The sequence below is a fragment of the Mesorhizobium sp. LjNodule214 genome (genome assembly GCF_964252735.1).
GTDB lineage: Bacteria > Pseudomonadota > Alphaproteobacteria > Rhizobiales > Rhizobiaceae > Mesorhizobium.
This window is the reverse complement of record NZ_CAXUPE020000001.1, coordinates 2576144-2590774: the sequence shown is the minus strand read 5'-3', so window position 1 is coordinate 2590774 and position 14631 is coordinate 2576144. Positions and strand designations below refer to the sequence as shown.

At 64.5% G+C, this 14631-nt stretch carries 13 protein-coding genes; 1 reads left to right on the top strand and 12 read right to left on the bottom strand.

What is annotated here, in order from left to right; genetic code table 11:
- Positions 1 to 29: 29 nt before the first annotated feature.
- The 8 genes from ACSQ3Z_RS12030 to ACSQ3Z_RS11995 form a co-directional block, all read right to left on the bottom strand.
- Positions 30 to 383 (bottom strand): SnoaL-like domain-containing protein, encoded by a 354-nt coding sequence (locus tag ACSQ3Z_RS12030; RefSeq protein ID WP_436171483.1) that lies wholly within the window; start codon positions 381 to 383, stop codon positions 30 to 32.
- Positions 384 to 976: 593 nt separating this feature from the next.
- Entirely contained in the window at positions 977 to 1960 is a 984-nt protein-coding gene (locus ACSQ3Z_RS12025; protein WP_436171482.1) for a 2-dehydropantoate 2-reductase, read from the bottom strand.
- Positions 1960 to 3489 (bottom strand): acyl--CoA ligase, encoded by a 1530-nt coding sequence (locus ACSQ3Z_RS12020; RefSeq protein WP_436171481.1) that lies wholly within the window; start codon positions 3487 to 3489, stop codon positions 1960 to 1962. Before ACSQ3Z_RS12020 ends, ACSQ3Z_RS12025 begins: the two co-directional genes overlap by 1 nt.
- A gap of 77 nt (positions 3490 to 3566) precedes the next feature.
- The gene (gene ggt, locus ACSQ3Z_RS12015; RefSeq protein ID WP_436171480.1) at positions 3567 to 5153 is read right to left on the bottom strand and encodes a gamma-glutamyltransferase; all 1587 of its coding nucleotides are present in this window, start codon (positions 5151 to 5153) and stop codon (positions 3567 to 3569) included.
- Between the two features lie 19 nt (positions 5154 to 5172).
- Positions 5173 to 5973 carry an ABC transporter permease gene (locus ACSQ3Z_RS12010; RefSeq protein WP_436171479.1) on the bottom strand — a complete coding sequence of 267 codons (801 nt, stop codon included), beginning with the start codon at positions 5971 to 5973 and terminating at the stop codon, positions 5173 to 5175.
- The gene (locus tag ACSQ3Z_RS12005) at positions 5970 to 6899 is read right to left on the bottom strand and encodes an ABC transporter permease (RefSeq protein ID WP_436171478.1); all 930 of its coding nucleotides are present in this window, start codon (positions 6897 to 6899) and stop codon (positions 5970 to 5972) included. The genes ACSQ3Z_RS12010 and ACSQ3Z_RS12005 overlap by 4 nt, the downstream gene beginning before the upstream one ends.
- Positions 6899 to 7981 (bottom strand): ABC transporter ATP-binding protein, encoded by a 1083-nt coding sequence (locus tag ACSQ3Z_RS12000; protein ID WP_436171904.1) that lies wholly within the window; start codon positions 7979 to 7981, stop codon positions 6899 to 6901. The genes ACSQ3Z_RS12005 and ACSQ3Z_RS12000 overlap by 1 nt, the downstream gene beginning before the upstream one ends.
- Positions 7982 to 8068: 87 nt before the next feature.
- Complete coding sequence (locus ACSQ3Z_RS11995) at positions 8069 to 9109, bottom strand: ABC transporter substrate-binding protein (protein ID WP_436171477.1); 1041 nt, start codon at positions 9107 to 9109, stop codon at positions 8069 to 8071.
- Between the two features lie 218 nt (positions 9110 to 9327).
- Here ACSQ3Z_RS11995 and ACSQ3Z_RS11990 point away from each other — a divergent pair, with 218 nt between their 5' ends.
- Positions 9328 to 10029: a GntR family transcriptional regulator gene (locus ACSQ3Z_RS11990; protein WP_436171476.1), complete on the top strand. Its 702-nt coding sequence runs from the start codon at positions 9328 to 9330 to the stop codon at positions 10027 to 10029.
- Positions 10030 to 10079: 50 nt separating this feature from the next.
- Here the strand turns inward: ACSQ3Z_RS11990 and ACSQ3Z_RS11985 are convergent, their stop codons facing one another.
- From ACSQ3Z_RS11985 to ACSQ3Z_RS11970, 4 genes are all read right to left on the bottom strand, one after another.
- Entirely contained in the window at positions 10080 to 11507 is a 1428-nt protein-coding gene (locus ACSQ3Z_RS11985; RefSeq protein ID WP_436171475.1) for an aldehyde dehydrogenase family protein, read from the bottom strand.
- 34 nt (positions 11508 to 11541) lie between these two features.
- Positions 11542 to 12627 carry an ABC transporter ATP-binding protein gene (locus tag ACSQ3Z_RS11980; protein WP_436171474.1) on the bottom strand — a complete coding sequence of 362 codons (1086 nt, stop codon included), beginning with the start codon at positions 12625 to 12627 and terminating at the stop codon, positions 11542 to 11544.
- The gene (locus ACSQ3Z_RS11975; RefSeq protein ID WP_436171473.1) at positions 12617 to 13225 is read right to left on the bottom strand and encodes a cupin domain-containing protein; all 609 of its coding nucleotides are present in this window, start codon (positions 13223 to 13225) and stop codon (positions 12617 to 12619) included. Before ACSQ3Z_RS11975 ends, ACSQ3Z_RS11980 begins: the two co-directional genes overlap by 11 nt.
- A gap of 308 nt (positions 13226 to 13533) precedes the next feature.
- A complete protein-coding gene (locus tag ACSQ3Z_RS11970) occupies positions 13534 to 14604 on the bottom strand; it encodes an ABC transporter substrate-binding protein (protein WP_436171472.1) in 1071 nt (356 codons plus the stop codon).
- Between the last annotated feature and the right edge of the window lie 27 nt (positions 14605 to 14631).

Here is a 14631-nt window from a genome sequence, read left to right as displayed (position 1 = left end):
GCGGCGAAGTGAGCCGGAAGCCGGCGGCCTCAATAGTAGAAGCGCTCTTCGGTAATCTTGCCGTTCTTGACCGTGTACAGACCAACCTCATCCATGGTGACGCGCTCGCCCGTAGCCTTGGGCGTTATGTCAAACTTGAAGCGGACCGCGAACTGGTCGCCGTTGACATAGGGGCCCTCGACCGAACCGCCATGGACCTCGTGGTTCTCTTGCCACCACTGGCCCTTCTGCTTGACGGCGTCCTTGCCTTCGCAGACGGCCATCGGCCCTTCCATGGCTTCGTAGCTAACGACGTTGTCGGCATTGTACTTCTCAGCAGCGGCTTCGTTGTTGCCTTGCTTGAGGAGCTCTGTGAAATCCTTGGCAATTTCCGCGGTGGTCATATGTGTTCCTCCTGTTCAGACGCTTTCCAAGTAGGGAACCGCTTGCTGGCTTGCCACCGTAGGCCCGCCGATAGCTGACAACTCATGTCAGGATGGACGGACTATCTGCGGATTATGTGACGATGGTTTGAGACGCTCAAAAAGGGGCCAAACCATCGTCCCGCTGATATCGCCTACCTGCCACCACTACCGCTCTACGCGGACCCTGCATGAGGCGTTGTTGAAGACGGTGAAAGACATCATCGGCAAGGATGCACCGTTCATTCGATGGGACAGGTCCGGTGGAGCCCTTAGGCCCGGCGAACTAGGGCACTCAGTCTTAATTGAGCGCGTTCTAATATGCTCATAGATTGATCAGCGCGGGGAATTGGTTGCCACCACCCGCAGTGGCCGGTGCGGCGCGCCCCCAAGGAGCCCCCGTTGCACCGGCCATTCCTACGGCTGGGTAGCGCCTAGTGAATTTTGCGTAGCCCACGCTCGGAACTTTTCAAGAAGCGAACGAAGGTGGAGTGGGCCGCCCGCGCCATGAAACGCGTTGTCCTCCGTCCAGCACGCCCACCAGCCGGTTTCGTGTTCGTAGTTGTGCCCGAGAACTATGCCTGATAGCACCCGCGCTCGATGGCGAGGCGGCGCACCAGCGCCAGCACGCTGTCGATGGTCGGCGTCGGCTGGCCGATCAGCCGTCCCAGCTCTTGCACCGCCGTGACCAGCGCGTCGATCTCCATCGGGCGACCGCGCTCGAGATCCTGCAGCATCGAGGTCTTGTGCTCGCCGACATCGCCGGCGCCCTTGATGCGCCGGTCGACCGCGACAGGGAAGCGCACGCCGAGGCTTTCGCCGATCGCCTGCGCTTCCAGCATCATGGCGCGGGCAAGCGCGCGCGTCGCCTCGTCGGCGACGATTGCCGCGAGCGTGCTGCCCGTCAGCGCCGAGATCGGGTTGAAGGAGAGATTGCCCCAGAGCTTCACCCAGATCTCGCCGCGGATGTCGTCGCGAACCGGCGCCTGTAGGCCCGCAGCGACCAATTCCCTGGCGAGCCGTGTGACACGCTCGCTCTTTTCGCCGGATGGCTCGCCGAGCGAGAAGCGCGTGCCTTCGACATGGCGGATCAGTCCGGGCGCATCGACCTCGGCGGCGGGATAGACGACCGAGCCGATGACGCGCTCCGGCCCGAGACGCTGCCAGATCGTGCCGCCAGGATCTACGGCCTGGATGCGTGTGTCTTCGAGCGCGCCGCCAGCCTTGTAGAAATACCACCAGGGCACGCCGTTCTGCATGGTGACGACGGCGGTGTCCGGCCCAATCAGCGGCGCGATCTGGTCGAGCGCCGGCCCAACCGAATGCGCCTTCAGCGCCAGCACGACATAGTCCTGCACGCCGAGTTCTTCGGCCCGCGCGGCCGCCCTGACTGGGGCAACCGATTCATGGCCGTCCTCGATCAGCCGAAGGCCATCAGCCTTGATCGCATCGAGATGCGCGCCACGCGCCACGATCGACAGATCGACCTTGCCGGCAAGCGCCAGCTTGGCGGCGAGATAGCCGCCGATGGCACCGGCGCCGAAAACGGTGACGCGCATCAGCCGAGACCGAGTTTTGCCGCAAGGCCGATACGCTGCAATTTGCCGGTCGCGCCCTTGGGGATCTCGTCCAGGATCAGAACCTTGCGCGGCACCTTGAAATCGGCAAGCCGCGTCGCGGCAAAGGAACGGATGTCGGCCTCGCTGGCGCTCAACCCTTCGCGCAGCACGACAGCGGCGGCAACCTCTTCACCGAGCTTGTCATGCGGCATGGCGAAAGTGACGACCTGTGCCACCGCCGGATGATCCATCAGCACGCCGTCAACCTCGAGCGGCGAGATTTTTTCGCCACCGCGGTTGATGATCTCCTTCAGCCGGCCGGTGACGCGCAGATAGCCGTCCTCATCGAGCACGCCCTGGTCGCCGGTGTGGAACCAGCCATGGGCGAAGGCGCTGGCATTGGCGTCCGGGTTCTTCTCATATCCGGCCGTGACATTGGGGCCGCGAATGACAATCTCGCCGGTCTCGCCGGCTTCGAGCAAGCGCCCATCGAGAGCCATGACCGCGACCTCCGGCCCGGCGGCTGCGCCGACGCTGCCCGGCTTGCGCTGGCCGGGCGGCAGGCGGTTGGACGCCATCTGATGCGCGGCCTCGGTCATGCCGTAGGATTCGATCACCGGACAGCCGAAGGTCGCTTCGAGCTCGGCCATCACCTGCGCCGGCAGCGAGGCCGAGGACGAGCGGATGAAGCGCAGCGGTGCCGCCGCCAGTGCATCGGCATTGCGCGCGGCGCGCGGCAGGATCGCCTGATGCATGGTGGGCACCGCCGTGTACCAGTTCGGCCTCGCCTCGTTCAGCCAATGGAAGAAGCGCAGAGCGTTGAAGCCCGGCGTGCAGAAGACGCTGCCGCCGGCGGCGAGCGAGGACAGTACCGCCGCGATCAGCCCGTGGATGTGGAACAGTGGCATGATGTTGAGGCAGCGATCGCCGACGGTCAGGCCGAGCGTTGCGCCGATATGGGCGGCCGAGGCGGCGAGGTTGGCATGGCTGAGCGGCACCAGCTTGGGGCGCGAGGTGGTGCCCGAGGTGTGCAGCAGCAGCGCGATGTCGCCATCCTCCGCCAGCCCGGACGAAACAGACGGACCGTCCGGTTCGCCCTCGATGCTGAAGCTTCCGGCCGGAGCATCGTTTTGCGCCACGAGCCTCAGCACGCGGATGCCAAGGCGCTCGGCAACGCCGACCGCCGGACCGTTTTCGTCCTCGGCGACCAGGATCGCCTTGGCGCCGATGTCGGAGAGATAGAAATCGAGCTCGTCGGCCCGGTAGGCGGGGTTGAGCGGCGCCGTCGAAGCGGCGGACGCCACCGCGACGAAGGCCGTCGCCATTTCCGGTCCGTTGGGCAGGACGATGGCCACCCGATCACCACGGCCGAGACCCAGCGCATTGAGCCGCGCCGCCGTCTCGCGGATCAGGCGGCGCAACCCGCCATGCGTGAGGGTTGTCCGATCGGGTGCCGAAATCGCCGGCGCATCCTCTGCGCCGGGGGCAAGGTGGTGGGCGAGGTCTATTGCGTCAGCTCTATTGGTCATGGTCACCGACTATCTTTCCAACCTGCAAAAATCCAGCCGGAGGGCAGCACACTCTCGTGAGGCGGCTGGAGAATCCATCAATATCCGAGCGCCATTCCATCCTTGCGCGGGTCGGACGCGCCGGTCAGCGTTCCCTTCTCCCAGTCGATCAGCACCGCCTGCCCGCCGCCCAGCGGGTGATCGGGCTCCGTCACCTGATGGCCACGGCTGCGCAGACCCTCGACCGCATCGGCGCGGACGCTTCGCTCCGCCTCGACGACGTCCTTGTTGTAGAAGACGCGCGGCGCGTCCAGCGCCTGCTGCGGGTCCATGCCGAAATCGACCATGTTGGTGAGGAGATGGACATGGCCGAAGGGCTGGTAGCCGCCGCCCATGACACCGAACGGCATCACCGCGCGCCCGTTCCTCGTCATCATGCCTGGCATGATCGTGTGCATCGGCCGCTTGCCGGGCGCGATGCAATTGGGGTGGTTCGGATCGAGCCGGAAGCTGCAGCCGCGGTTCTGCAGCACGATGCCGGTCTTCGGGCTGACCACGCCGCTGCCGAAGGAATAATAGGTCGAGTTGATGAAGCTCACCGCATTCAGATCGCGATCGACGACGGAGATGTAAACCGTGTCACTGCCCGGCAAATCGAGGCGCGGCAGATGCGTCATCGCGCGCTCGCGGTCGATCGCGGCGCGCAGCCTGTCGGCATAGGTGGCGGACAGAAGCTCCTTCACCGGCACCGCGACATGGTCCTGGTCGGCAAGCAGATTGTCGCGATCCCTGTAGGCCAGCCGCCCCGCCTCGATCTCCAGATGCAGGCGCTCGGCGCCGTTGGGGTCGAGCGCGCCGAACTCGAAGCCGGAGAGCACATTCAGCATCAGCAGCGCCGTCAGCCCCTGATTGTTCGGCGGCATCTGATGGATGCCATAGCCGCCATAGGAGGTGCCGACCGGCGTCGTGTAGTCGCCCTTTGTCGCGGCGAAGTCATCGAGCGTATGCAGACCGCCCAACTGGCGCAGCCGGCCGACAATGTCCTCGGCCGTGGCGCCTTCGTAGAAACCGGCGCGACCGGTCTTGGCGATGATGCGCAACGTTTCGGCGAGCTCCGGCTGGCGGTGGACGTCGCCCGGCTTGGGCGGCTTGCCGCCGGGCAGGAAGATGCGTGCCGCCGCCTCGTCGAGCGATAGATCGGTCTCCGGATCCTCCCAGTCGAAGGCGACGCGGTCGTGCACGACATAGCCGTTTTTGGCATAGTGGATGGCGGGCGCCAACGCGTCGCCGATGCCCTTGCGGCCATGGTCCTCCAAGAGCCGGCACCAGGCGTCGACGGCGCCCGGCACGGTGACTGCGTGCGGACCTTGCTTCGGCAACTCGCTGAAGCCGTTCTCCAAATACCAGTCGACCGTCGCTGCGGCAGGCGCCCGACCGGAACCGTTGAAGGCCAGCACCTCGCCCTGGCCTTTCGGGCAATAGAGGACAAAACAGTCGCCGCCGATGCCGGTCGACTGCGGCTCGACCACCGCCTGGACGGCGGCGGCGCAGACGGCCGCGTCCATGGCGTTGCCGCCGGAGCGCAGCATGTCGATGGCGGCAAGCGTCGCGAGCGGATGCGAGGTTGCGGCCATCGCCTCGGTGGCACGGACCGGCGAGCGGCCTGGAAACTGGAAATCACGCATGCTTTGTGGACATCCCTGCTTAACGCCCGCGGCCGAAAATCTGCGCGGCGGACGACAAAACGATCGATAGCACGATCAGGCAAGTCGAAATGGCGGCGATGGTCGGATCGATCTGGTCGCGCAGCGCATTGAACATGCGGCGCGTCAGCGTCGTGGTCTCGCCGCCCGAAATGAACAGCGACACCACCACTTCGTCGAAGGAGGTGATGAAGGCAAACAGCGCGCCCGACACGATCGAGAAGCGTATCTGCGGCATCGTCACCTGGCGAAAGGCCGAGAGCCGGTTGGCGCCAAGGCTGCGCGCCACCTTCTCCTGGTTCATGTCGTAGGACCTCAAGCCGGAAAGCACGGTCAGCACCACCAGCGGCAGAGCCTGCACCGTATGCGCGATGACGAGGCCGGTCAGTGTGTTGTTGAGGCCGATGCGCGCGTAGAGGAAGAAGGTGCCGATGCCGATGAGGATCACCGGAATGATCAGCGAAGCGGTCAGCAGCGCGTTGATGGCGCCTGTCATTCGCAGCGTGCCAATGTTGATGGCGTAGGCGGCGGCGGTCCCGAGCGGCGTCGCCACGATCATCGTCATGACCGCGACCTTGACCGAGACGATGGTGGCATCGCGCCATTCCACCGAGCCGAAATAGCTCTCATACCAGCGCAGCGACCATTGCTCAGGCGGGAATTGCAACAGCGTCGAACTGGAAAAGGACATGATGACGATGATGACCGACGGCGCGATCAGAAACAGCAACACAAGGCCGCCGAGCGCATAGAGCCAGAGGCGTTGCCGGTGCGAGATGGGCAGGCTGGTTTGCGCGCTCATCGCGAGCTCCACACGCCGGTGGCGCGCGCGCCGAGCAGCCGCTGGAAGAGGCCGAGCAGCGCCAGGGTGACGGCCAGCAGCACGACGCCGAGCGCGGCACCCGCACCCCAGTTGGAATAGAGGCTGGTGGTCTGCTCCATGCGCATCGCCCACATGATGACCTTGCCGCCGCCCATCAGCGCCGGCATGACGAAGAAGCCGAGGCAGAGCACGAAGACGATGACCACGCCGGAGGCGAGGCCGGGAAGCGACAGCGGAAAGAATATCTGGCGGAAAGTGGCGGCCGGGCTGGCGCCCAGATTCATGCCAGCGCGCAGGCAGTCGGTGTCGATGGTCTTCATTGAGGCATAGAGCGGCAGCACCAGGAACGGCAGCATGATGTGCGTCATGCCGATGACGACGCCGGCAAAATTGTTGGCGAGCGGCAGCGGCTGGCTGATGACGCCGAGGTCGATCAGCCAGCTGTTGATCAGGCCCTTGCGCTGCAGGATGACCAGCCAGGCATAGGTGCGCACCAGCACCGAGGTCCAGAACGGCAGGAGGACGAAGATCAGGCAGATCGACGCCGCCCGTCGCGGCAGTTGCGACAGCATGTAGGCCAGCGGATAGCCCAGCAGCACGCAAGCACCCGTAACGACGAAGGCGACCTTGAAGGTGGTGATGAAGGTCCTGATGTAGGAGGCCTGCTCGAAGAAGCGCGCATAGTTGGCGGCGCTGAGCGCCCCGCTTTCATCGAACAGCGACAGCCAGAAAAGCCAGCCGATCGGGATGATGATGACGGTGAAGACGAGCAGCAGGCCGGGCGACAACAGCGCCAGCAGCCCGTACGATTCCCGGCGCGCATCGGCACGCAGAGCATCGGCGTTGAGCGTCCCGACCAAGCTGCCGGCACTGGCGTCGTGAAGGCGTGCGGATTGCGTGTTCATCAGTCTGCCGCCACCAGCACTACGTCATCGGCGTCGATGCCGAGATCGACCGGCTCGCCGGGCCTTGGCAGCTTCGCCAGCACGTCGCTGCGGCAATAGTCGCGCAGCGTCACCTGGCGGCCATCGCGCAACACCGCGTAGCAGACGAAACTGTCGCCCTGATAGATGACGTCTCCGACCGTCGCCGGGATCACATTGACGCTGCCCTCCGGTTCGGCGTCGGCGACCAGGCGCAGCTTTTCCGGTCGCACCACCATCAGGTGACTGCCGGAGGACGGCGCGGCTGCCGCCATGCGGATCTTCCTGTCCTCGTACCAGACGCTGCCATTGCGGCATTCGACCGGAATGAAGTTGGAGTCGCCGATGAAGCCGGCGACGAACCGGGTCTGCGGCCTGGCGTAGAGCACTTCGGGGCGGTCGATCTGCTCGATGCGCCCGGCATTCATGACCGCAATACGATCCGACATGGTGATCGCCTCACGCTGGTCATGCGTGACATAGACGGTGGTCATGCCGAGCCGGCGGTGCAGGTTGCGCAACTCGATCTGCATATGCTCGCGCAGCCCTTTGTCGAGCGCCGACAGGGGCTCGTCCATCAGCACGATGCGCGGCTCGAAGACGATGGCGCGGGCGAGTGCCACACGCTGGCGTTGACCGCCCGAAAGCTGGTCAACGCGGCGCTCGCCCAGACCTTTCAGCTGCACGAGATCCAGCGCCTTTTCGACACGCTCAGCCATGTCGGCAGCGGACACGCGGCGCTGCTTCAGCGGAAAGGCGATGTTGTGGAAGACGTTCATATGCGGGAACAGCGCGTAGTTCTGGAACACCATGCCGATGTTGCGCCTGTGCGGCGGCGTGGTGATGATCTCCGCGCCGCCGACCTTGATGCTTCCGGAATTCGCCCTGACGAAGCCGGCCAGGATCATCAGCAGCGTCGTCTTTCCCGAGCCGGAAGGACCGAGCAGCGTCAGGAATTCACCGGCGGCGACATCGAGCGACAGGTCGCGCAGCACTGAGACGGCGCCGAACCGTTTTTCGATGCCGCTGATGCCGATGGGAAGCGCGGACGGCGCAATGGACAAAAGCATCTCCCTGGGCTCCGGATCATTGATGGCGCAGACGGAATGGAGCAGCGCCTCGGCGCCGCTCCGTTCCATCAGGCTGCCTGTCTACTGCTGGACCAGATTGTTGAACTTCTCCGTCGCCTCGACCAGCGTGTCGCGCCAGAATTCGGGATCCTGCAGGACCTGCTTCTTGACGTTCTCGGGCGATGAATTGATGTCCTTGATCCGCTCCGGCGGGATCTTGCCGGTCTCGAAAGCCTTCTCGTTGGCCGGCCCGTTGTCGACATAGAGCGGCAGATTGGCCTGGAGGTCAGGGCTGACGAATTTGGCCAGCGCCTTCATGGCGATGTCCTTGTTCTTCGAGCCTTTTGGGATGACCATGCAGTCGGCGGTGAGAACGCCCTGGTCGAAGGAGAAGCTGACCGGCGCGCCTTCCTTCTTCAAGGTGCCGGCACGACCGTTCCAGATGCTCGCCATGTCGACTTCGCCGTCCTTGACCAACTGCATGGCCTGCGCGCCGGAGGTCCACCAGGCATCGACATGGCCACGGATCTTGTCGACGGATTTGAGCGCGCCGTCGATGTCGACCGGATAGACCTTGTCGATCGGAATTCCCTCGGCGAGCGCGGCAACGCTCAGGGTCTCGGTCGCCTGGGCGCCGCTCAGCGCGCGGCGGCCCGGGAACTTCTCGACGTTCCAGAAATCGGCCCAGGTCTTCGGTCCCTTGTCGCCGAAAACGTCGGTCCGATAGATCAGCACGACGGAGGTGTAGGAGATGCCGACCCAGTCGTCATGAACGAGCTTCGGGTTGATGCCGCTCTTGTCGATGACGTTGTAGTCGAGCTTCTCGAACAGGCCCTCCTTGGAGCCGCGCGCGCATTCGTCGGCGCCGAGTTCGGTGATGTCCCATTTGACGGCATTGCCGGTGACCTGCAGGCGAACATCGTCAAGGCCGTTGGTGGTGTCTTCCTTGATGGTGATGCCGAGTGCTTCAGCCGTCGGCTTGAAGAAGGCCTTGGTCTGCGCCTCCTGATAGGTGCCGCCCCATGAGGCGACGGTGATCGTATCGGCGGCCAATGCCGGAACGGGCGCCGACGCCAGCAGCCCCGCGAGCGCCAGGCTGTGAATGCAAGAGATCTTGGTCATTTTCGCTTCTCCAACCGGTGTTCCCATTATCGTTGATTTGGTATGCGAATTTGTATACAATTTCGAGTGTAGCCCGCCGAAGGCCGATGTCAACACAGGCATGCGTTTTTTCGCGGCAGAAAATGGGGGCGTCAGTTCAGAGCTTTTAGACCTTCTCGAAACGTCTGCTAAAAGGCTCTAGATTGCGAATCCATGACAGACCGTTGGAGGCGGGACGCTTGAGCAAGGAGAGGAAGAACACGTTGCGCGACTCGGTCTTCGAGTCACTGAAGGCGTTGATCATCACTGGGCAGATTCCGCCCGGCGCCCGAGTGACGGAGAACGACATGGCGGCGCGCCTGAACGTCAGCCGCACCCCAGTGCGCGAAGCCTTCAACCGGCTCGAGCGCGACGGGCTGGTGATCGGCCGGCCGCGCCAAGGCTATGTGGTGACGGAATTCAACCTCACCATGTTCCGCGAAGCTTTCGACATTCGCGAAATGCTGGATGGCCGCGCAACAGAACTCGCCGCCGCCAACGCGACCGCGGCCGACAAGGCGCGGCTGCGCGACATGCTGGCCGAATGCGAGCGGCTGGCGGCGATCCCCGACCGCAGCACCAGGGAGCAATTCGAGGAGCTGCAGGTCGGCATCGACCTGCATCGCGTCATCGCCGAGATCGGCGGCAACGAGATGCTGCACGGTATGGTGTGCGGCATCCTCGACAAATGCCAGCAATATGTATGGACGGAGCTTTTGTGGCTCGACGAGTGGCAGCTCACCCGCGAGGAGCATACCGGCATCGTCGATGCGATCTGCGCGGGGGACGTTGCGCTGGCAGGCGATCGCGCCCGCGCACATGTGCGTGGGTCGCGCGAAAACATCCTGCGCCTGCTGCAGGCCAAATCAGACTATCAGGGGTTTTTCGCCAAGGCCTCATGAAGGTTGCTTCCCGGCGCATCGCGTGCGCCGGGAGAGCCAGTTGGTCAGCCTCAGACGCCGTAGCCGATGATGCCCTTGACCTCGAGGAAGTCGTGGATGGCCCAGTCGGCATACTCGCGGCCGTTGCCCGACTGCTTGTAGCCGCCGAAGGGCGCGAACGTATCCCACTCCGGATAGTTGATCGACACCTGGCCGGCACGCAGGCGTGCGGCCACTTTGCGCGCACGCTCGATATCCTGCGACTGCACATAGGCGGCGAGCCCGTAGACGGTGTCGTTGGCGATCTTCACCGCCTCGTCCTCGTCATTGTAGGAAATGACCGACAGCACCGGCCCAAAAATCTCTTCCTTCTCGACGGTCATGCCCGGCGTGACGTGGCCGAACACGGTCGGACGCACATAGTAGCCGCGGTTGAGATGCTCGGGCCGACCGGGACCGCCGGTGACGAGCGTCGCGCCTTCCTTGATGCCGGCCTCGATCAGCCGCTGGATCTTGTCGAACTGGATGTTGGAGACGACCGGTCCGAGCTTGGTCTCTTCCGAGCGCGGATCGCCGACCGTGTGGGCTTCGGCTGCCAGCTTGGCGATGGCCAGCGCCTCGTCGTGGCGGCCGGCCGGCACCAGCATGCGCGTCGGCGCATCGCAGGACTGGCCGCTGTTGCCAAAACAGGCGTTGACGCCCTGGCGCACGGCGGCCTCGAAGTCGGCATCCGGCAGCACGATGTTGGCCGACTTGCCGCCAAGCTCCTGCGCGACGCGCTTGACCGTCTCGGCCGCCGTCTTGGCGACGATGATGCCGGCCCGGGTCGAGCCGGTGAAGGAGACCATGTCGACATCCAGATGGCCGGTCATGACCTGGCCGACATCCGGGCCGGTGCCGTTGATCATGTTGTAGACGCCCTTCGGCGTGCCCGCGGCTTCCATCACTTCCGAGAAGACGATGCCGCTGATCGGCGCGATCTCGGACGGCTTCAGCACCACGGTGCAGCCGGCGGCGATGGCCGGCGCCACCTTGCAGACGATCTGGTTGAGCGGCCAGTTCCATGGCGTGATCAGCGCGCAGACGCCGATCGGCTCTTTGACCACCATGGTGCCGCCGCGCTTCTCCGAGAAATCGTAATCCTCCAGCGCCTTGATGGTGGCTTCCATATGCGCCCTGCCGGCCCAGGCCTGCGCCTCGCGCGCCCAGGTGATCGGTGCACCCATTTCCTGGCTGACGGCCTGGGCGATGTCCTCGTAGCGCTCGTTGTAGACTTCGAGGATGCGCTTCAGAAGCTTCAGGCGTTCGGCCTTGCTGGTCTGCGAGAAGGACGGGAAGGCCGCCTTGGCCGCAGCGACCGCTTTGTCGACATCGGCCTTGGAGCCGACGGAAATCTTGGTGTAGGCCTCCTCGGTCGACGGGTCGATCACGTCCAGCGTCGCCGGCACGACCGGTGCCACCCATTTGCCGTCGATGAAAAAGTTCAGGTGATTGCTCATGGTAGGGCTCCGTTATCTGGAAATGGCGAGAAGATTAGCTGGAGAGCATAGGGCAGTTGGCGCCACGGCGCAGGCTGATGTGCGCCACGTCGCCGACGCTGAATTGAAAACCCTCGGCCCGACGCGGCGCATCGATCACCACCGGCATCCCCTGCCCCAGTTCGGCATGCAGACGCAAGGTGCGGCCGTGGAAGACGATGCTGTTGACCCGCGCCGGCGCGGTGCCGGAGGCTGCTTCGGTTGCCACCAGCAGATCCTCCGGACGCACGCCGATGGTGCGCACAGAACCTTCGCCCGGTGCCTCGCCGGTTTCCGACACGGCCTCCAGCGGCAAGGCGCCTGCGGTGAAACGCAGACGGTCGCCGTCGCGGCCGACAAAGCGCGACTGCAACAGGTTCATGGTGCCGATGAAGCTGGCGACGAATTTGGTGGCGGGCCGGTCGTAGAGCGTCGCCGGCGGCGCGATCTGCTCGATGCGGCCCTTGTTCATGACGACGATGCGATCGGAGATCGACAGCGCCTCGGTCTGGTCGTGGGTGACCATGACGAAGGTGGTGCCGAGCCTTGACTGAAGGCGCTTCAGTTCGACCTGCATCTGCTCGCGCAGATGCGCGTCGAGCGCCGACAGCGGCTCGTCGAGCAAAAGCACGCGCGGCTCGCAGACAATGGCGCGAGCGAGTGCAACGCGCTGGCGCTGGCCGCCCGACAGTTCGGAGACCCGGGCGCCGATCTTGTCGGCGAGGCCGACCATGTCGAGCGCTTCTCCGACGCGCTTGGCCTGTTCGGTTCCGGACAGCTTGCGCAACGACAGGCCGAAGCCGACATTTTCGGCGACGTTCATGTGTGGAAACAGCGCGTAGTCCTGGAACACGGTGTTGACCGGGCGGTCGAACGGCCGGAGCGCGGTGATGTCGCGACCTTCGAGCAGCACCTTGCCGCTCGACGGGCTCTCGAAACCGGCGATCACCCTGAGGCTGGTGGTCTTGCCGCAGCCGGAGGGCCCAAGCAAGGTCAGGAACTCGCCGCGGGCGATATCCAGGTCGACGGTATCCAGCCCGACGATGCCGCCGGGGAAAATCTTCGAAACCGCATCCAGCCGGACGAGTGGATCAGGCGCCATCGCGAACCTCGGACGGTTTTGTCGTGTTAACCCAGAGGATCTGGCAGCGCTCGGCACCCGGATTGCGAAAGGCGTGCAGAAGCGTGCTCTTGAACGCAAAACTGTCGCCGGCCTTCAGCCCGTAGGTGGTCGAATCCACCACCAGCTCGACCTCGCCCGACAGGACATAGCCGAACTCGTGGCCGGCATGGGCATAGGCCTCGGCGGTACCACCGCCGGCCTCGACGCTCACCAGCATGCCGGTCAGCGTGGCGGCCGGCGGCGACAGCAGCGCCTTGGCGATGCCTTCCGACTTGACCGGGATCTGCCGCCGGCTGCCGGCGCGCACGCAATAGAGATCGTTGACCGCATCGTTGCCGTCGGCGATCAGCGCCGACGGCTCGATGTCCAAAGCGGCGGCGAGCGGCCAGATCACCTTGACCCTGAGTGAGGACATGCCGCGCTCGATCTGGCTGAGCGCGCCGATCGACACACCGGCCTTGGCGGCAAGCTCGGCCAGAGACAGGTTGCGCTCGAGCCTCAGCGCCCGCACGCGCCGGCCGACCCGCACATCGGCATCGTCCTTCGGCCTGTCGGCCGCCTCGTCCAGCATGTCCATCCGTTCGTCCTCGTTGCGGTATTTACGGCCGGCGCCCGACAAAGGCCGGCATCGGGGTTGGATTCGCACTTTACCTGGCGTCGGCGCCGCCCCTCACCTGCCTGCCGGCATCCTCTCCCCGTATAGTGACGGGGAGAGGGGCGCTGTCATCAAACGGTTTCGCCAATCACCGGCGTCGCAGAAGAGCGCCGCAGTCGCGATCAGCCCTCTTCTCCCCGTCACTATACGGGGAGAAGGTGCCGGCAGGCGGATGAGGGGCGGCGCAGACTTCAACAATTAGTCGTCTCCAATTCGGTTGGAGCTGCAGTTCAACCGCCCGCCTTCACCTTCTCGAACATCTTGGCGAGGTCGTCATTCTGTTTCATTGGCCCGGTGAAGACGGTGGTCTTCAGCATCACCTCCGGGTCGGACGGCAGCTGCAGTTTGTCCAGCTCCTCCTTCGGCACGGCGGCGAAGGCCGTGCTGGTCGAGCTGCCATAGCCATAGGCCTGGATCAGGTATTTGCCCGAATCCGTCTCCAGCCGGCTGTTGATGAAGTCATAGGCGAGGTCGACGTTCTTGGCGTCCTTCAGCATGACGAAGCCGCAGGACCAGGTCAGCATGCCTTCCTTCGGCTTCATGAACTCGACCGGCACGCCCTGCTTCTTCAGCGAGGTCGCCGACGCGTTCCAGGTCATGGCGGCGACCAGCTGACCGCTGGCCAGCGCCTGCTCCACCGAGGTCATGTCGGTGGTGTAGTTGGAAAGCAGCGGGCGCTGCTCGCGCAACTTCTCCGCCACCTTGTCCATTTGCTCCGGCGTCATGTCGAACGGATTGACGCCGGCGAGAAGTGCCGCCACGACAGGCGTGTCATGCACGGCGTCGATCGTCGCCATGCGGCCGGCATACTGCTTGTCCCACAGCAGATTCCAACTGGCTTCCGGGTTCTTCACCAGGTCGGTGCGGTAGAGGATCGAGGTGTTGCCCCAGTCCCATGGCACCATCCAGACCTTGCCGTCGCCGGCCTGCAAATCGGGCAGGTTCTTGAACACCGGGAAGATCGAATCCCAGTTCTTGATGCGCTTGGTGTCGATCGGCTGCAGCAGGCCTTCCTTGTTCCAGCGCGCCACCTTGTCGTAGCAGGGATGCGCGATGTCCGGACGGAAGCCGGCCTTGACCTTGGTGAAAGCGTCATCGTCATCGCCGAAGATCGAGGCCTCGACGCCATCGGGATGCGCTGCAAGGAAGCTCTTGTTGAATTCGGGCAGTTCATAGCCCGACCAGGTGAAGTATTGCAGCTTGTCGGCAGCCAACGCGACGGTCGACGAAAGCGCCAATGCGAGTGCGGCAAGGCCGGCGCGGGCCTTGTGTCCGGCGAGCGATTTCAGGTGGAATGCCATTTTCGTTCTCCTCTTCGTTGTTATGGG

What these genes read in the sequence shown, in the direction of transcription:
- ACSQ3Z_RS12030 (WP_436171483.1), bottom strand. Translation starts at nt 383, where the DNA reads ATGACCACCGCGGAAATTGCCAAGGATTTCACAGAGCTCCTCAAGCAA.
- ACSQ3Z_RS12025 (WP_436171482.1), bottom strand. Translation starts at nt 1,960, where the DNA reads ATGCGCGTCACCGTTTTCGGCGCCGGTGCCATCGGCGGCTATCTCGCC.
- ACSQ3Z_RS12020 (WP_436171481.1), bottom strand. Translation starts at nt 3,489, where the DNA reads ATGACCAATAGAGCTGACGCAATAGACCTCGCCCACCACCTTGCCCCC.
- ggt (WP_436171480.1), bottom strand. Translation starts at nt 5,153, where the DNA reads ATGCGTGATTTCCAGTTTCCAGGCCGCTCGCCGGTCCGTGCCACCGAG.
- ACSQ3Z_RS12010 (WP_436171479.1), bottom strand. Translation starts at nt 5,973, where the DNA reads ATGAGCGCGCAAACCAGCCTGCCCATCTCGCACCGGCAACGCCTCTGG.
- ACSQ3Z_RS12005 (WP_436171478.1), bottom strand. Translation starts at nt 6,899, where the DNA reads ATGAACACGCAATCCGCACGCCTTCACGACGCCAGTGCCGGCAGCTTG.
- ACSQ3Z_RS11995 (WP_436171477.1), bottom strand. Translation starts at nt 9,109, where the DNA reads ATGACCAAGATCTCTTGCATTCACAGCCTGGCGCTCGCGGGGCTGCTG.
- ACSQ3Z_RS11985 (WP_436171475.1), bottom strand. Translation starts at nt 11,507, where the DNA reads ATGAGCAATCACCTGAACTTTTTCATCGACGGCAAATGGGTGGCACCG.
- ACSQ3Z_RS11980 (WP_436171474.1), bottom strand. Translation starts at nt 12,627, where the DNA reads ATGGCGCCTGATCCACTCGTCCGGCTGGATGCGGTTTCGAAGATTTTC.
- ACSQ3Z_RS11975 (WP_436171473.1), bottom strand. Translation starts at nt 13,225, where the DNA reads ATGGACATGCTGGACGAGGCGGCCGACAGGCCGAAGGACGATGCCGAT.
- ACSQ3Z_RS11970 (WP_436171472.1), bottom strand. Translation starts at nt 14,604, where the DNA reads ATGGCATTCCACCTGAAATCGCTCGCCGGACACAAGGCCCGCGCCGGC.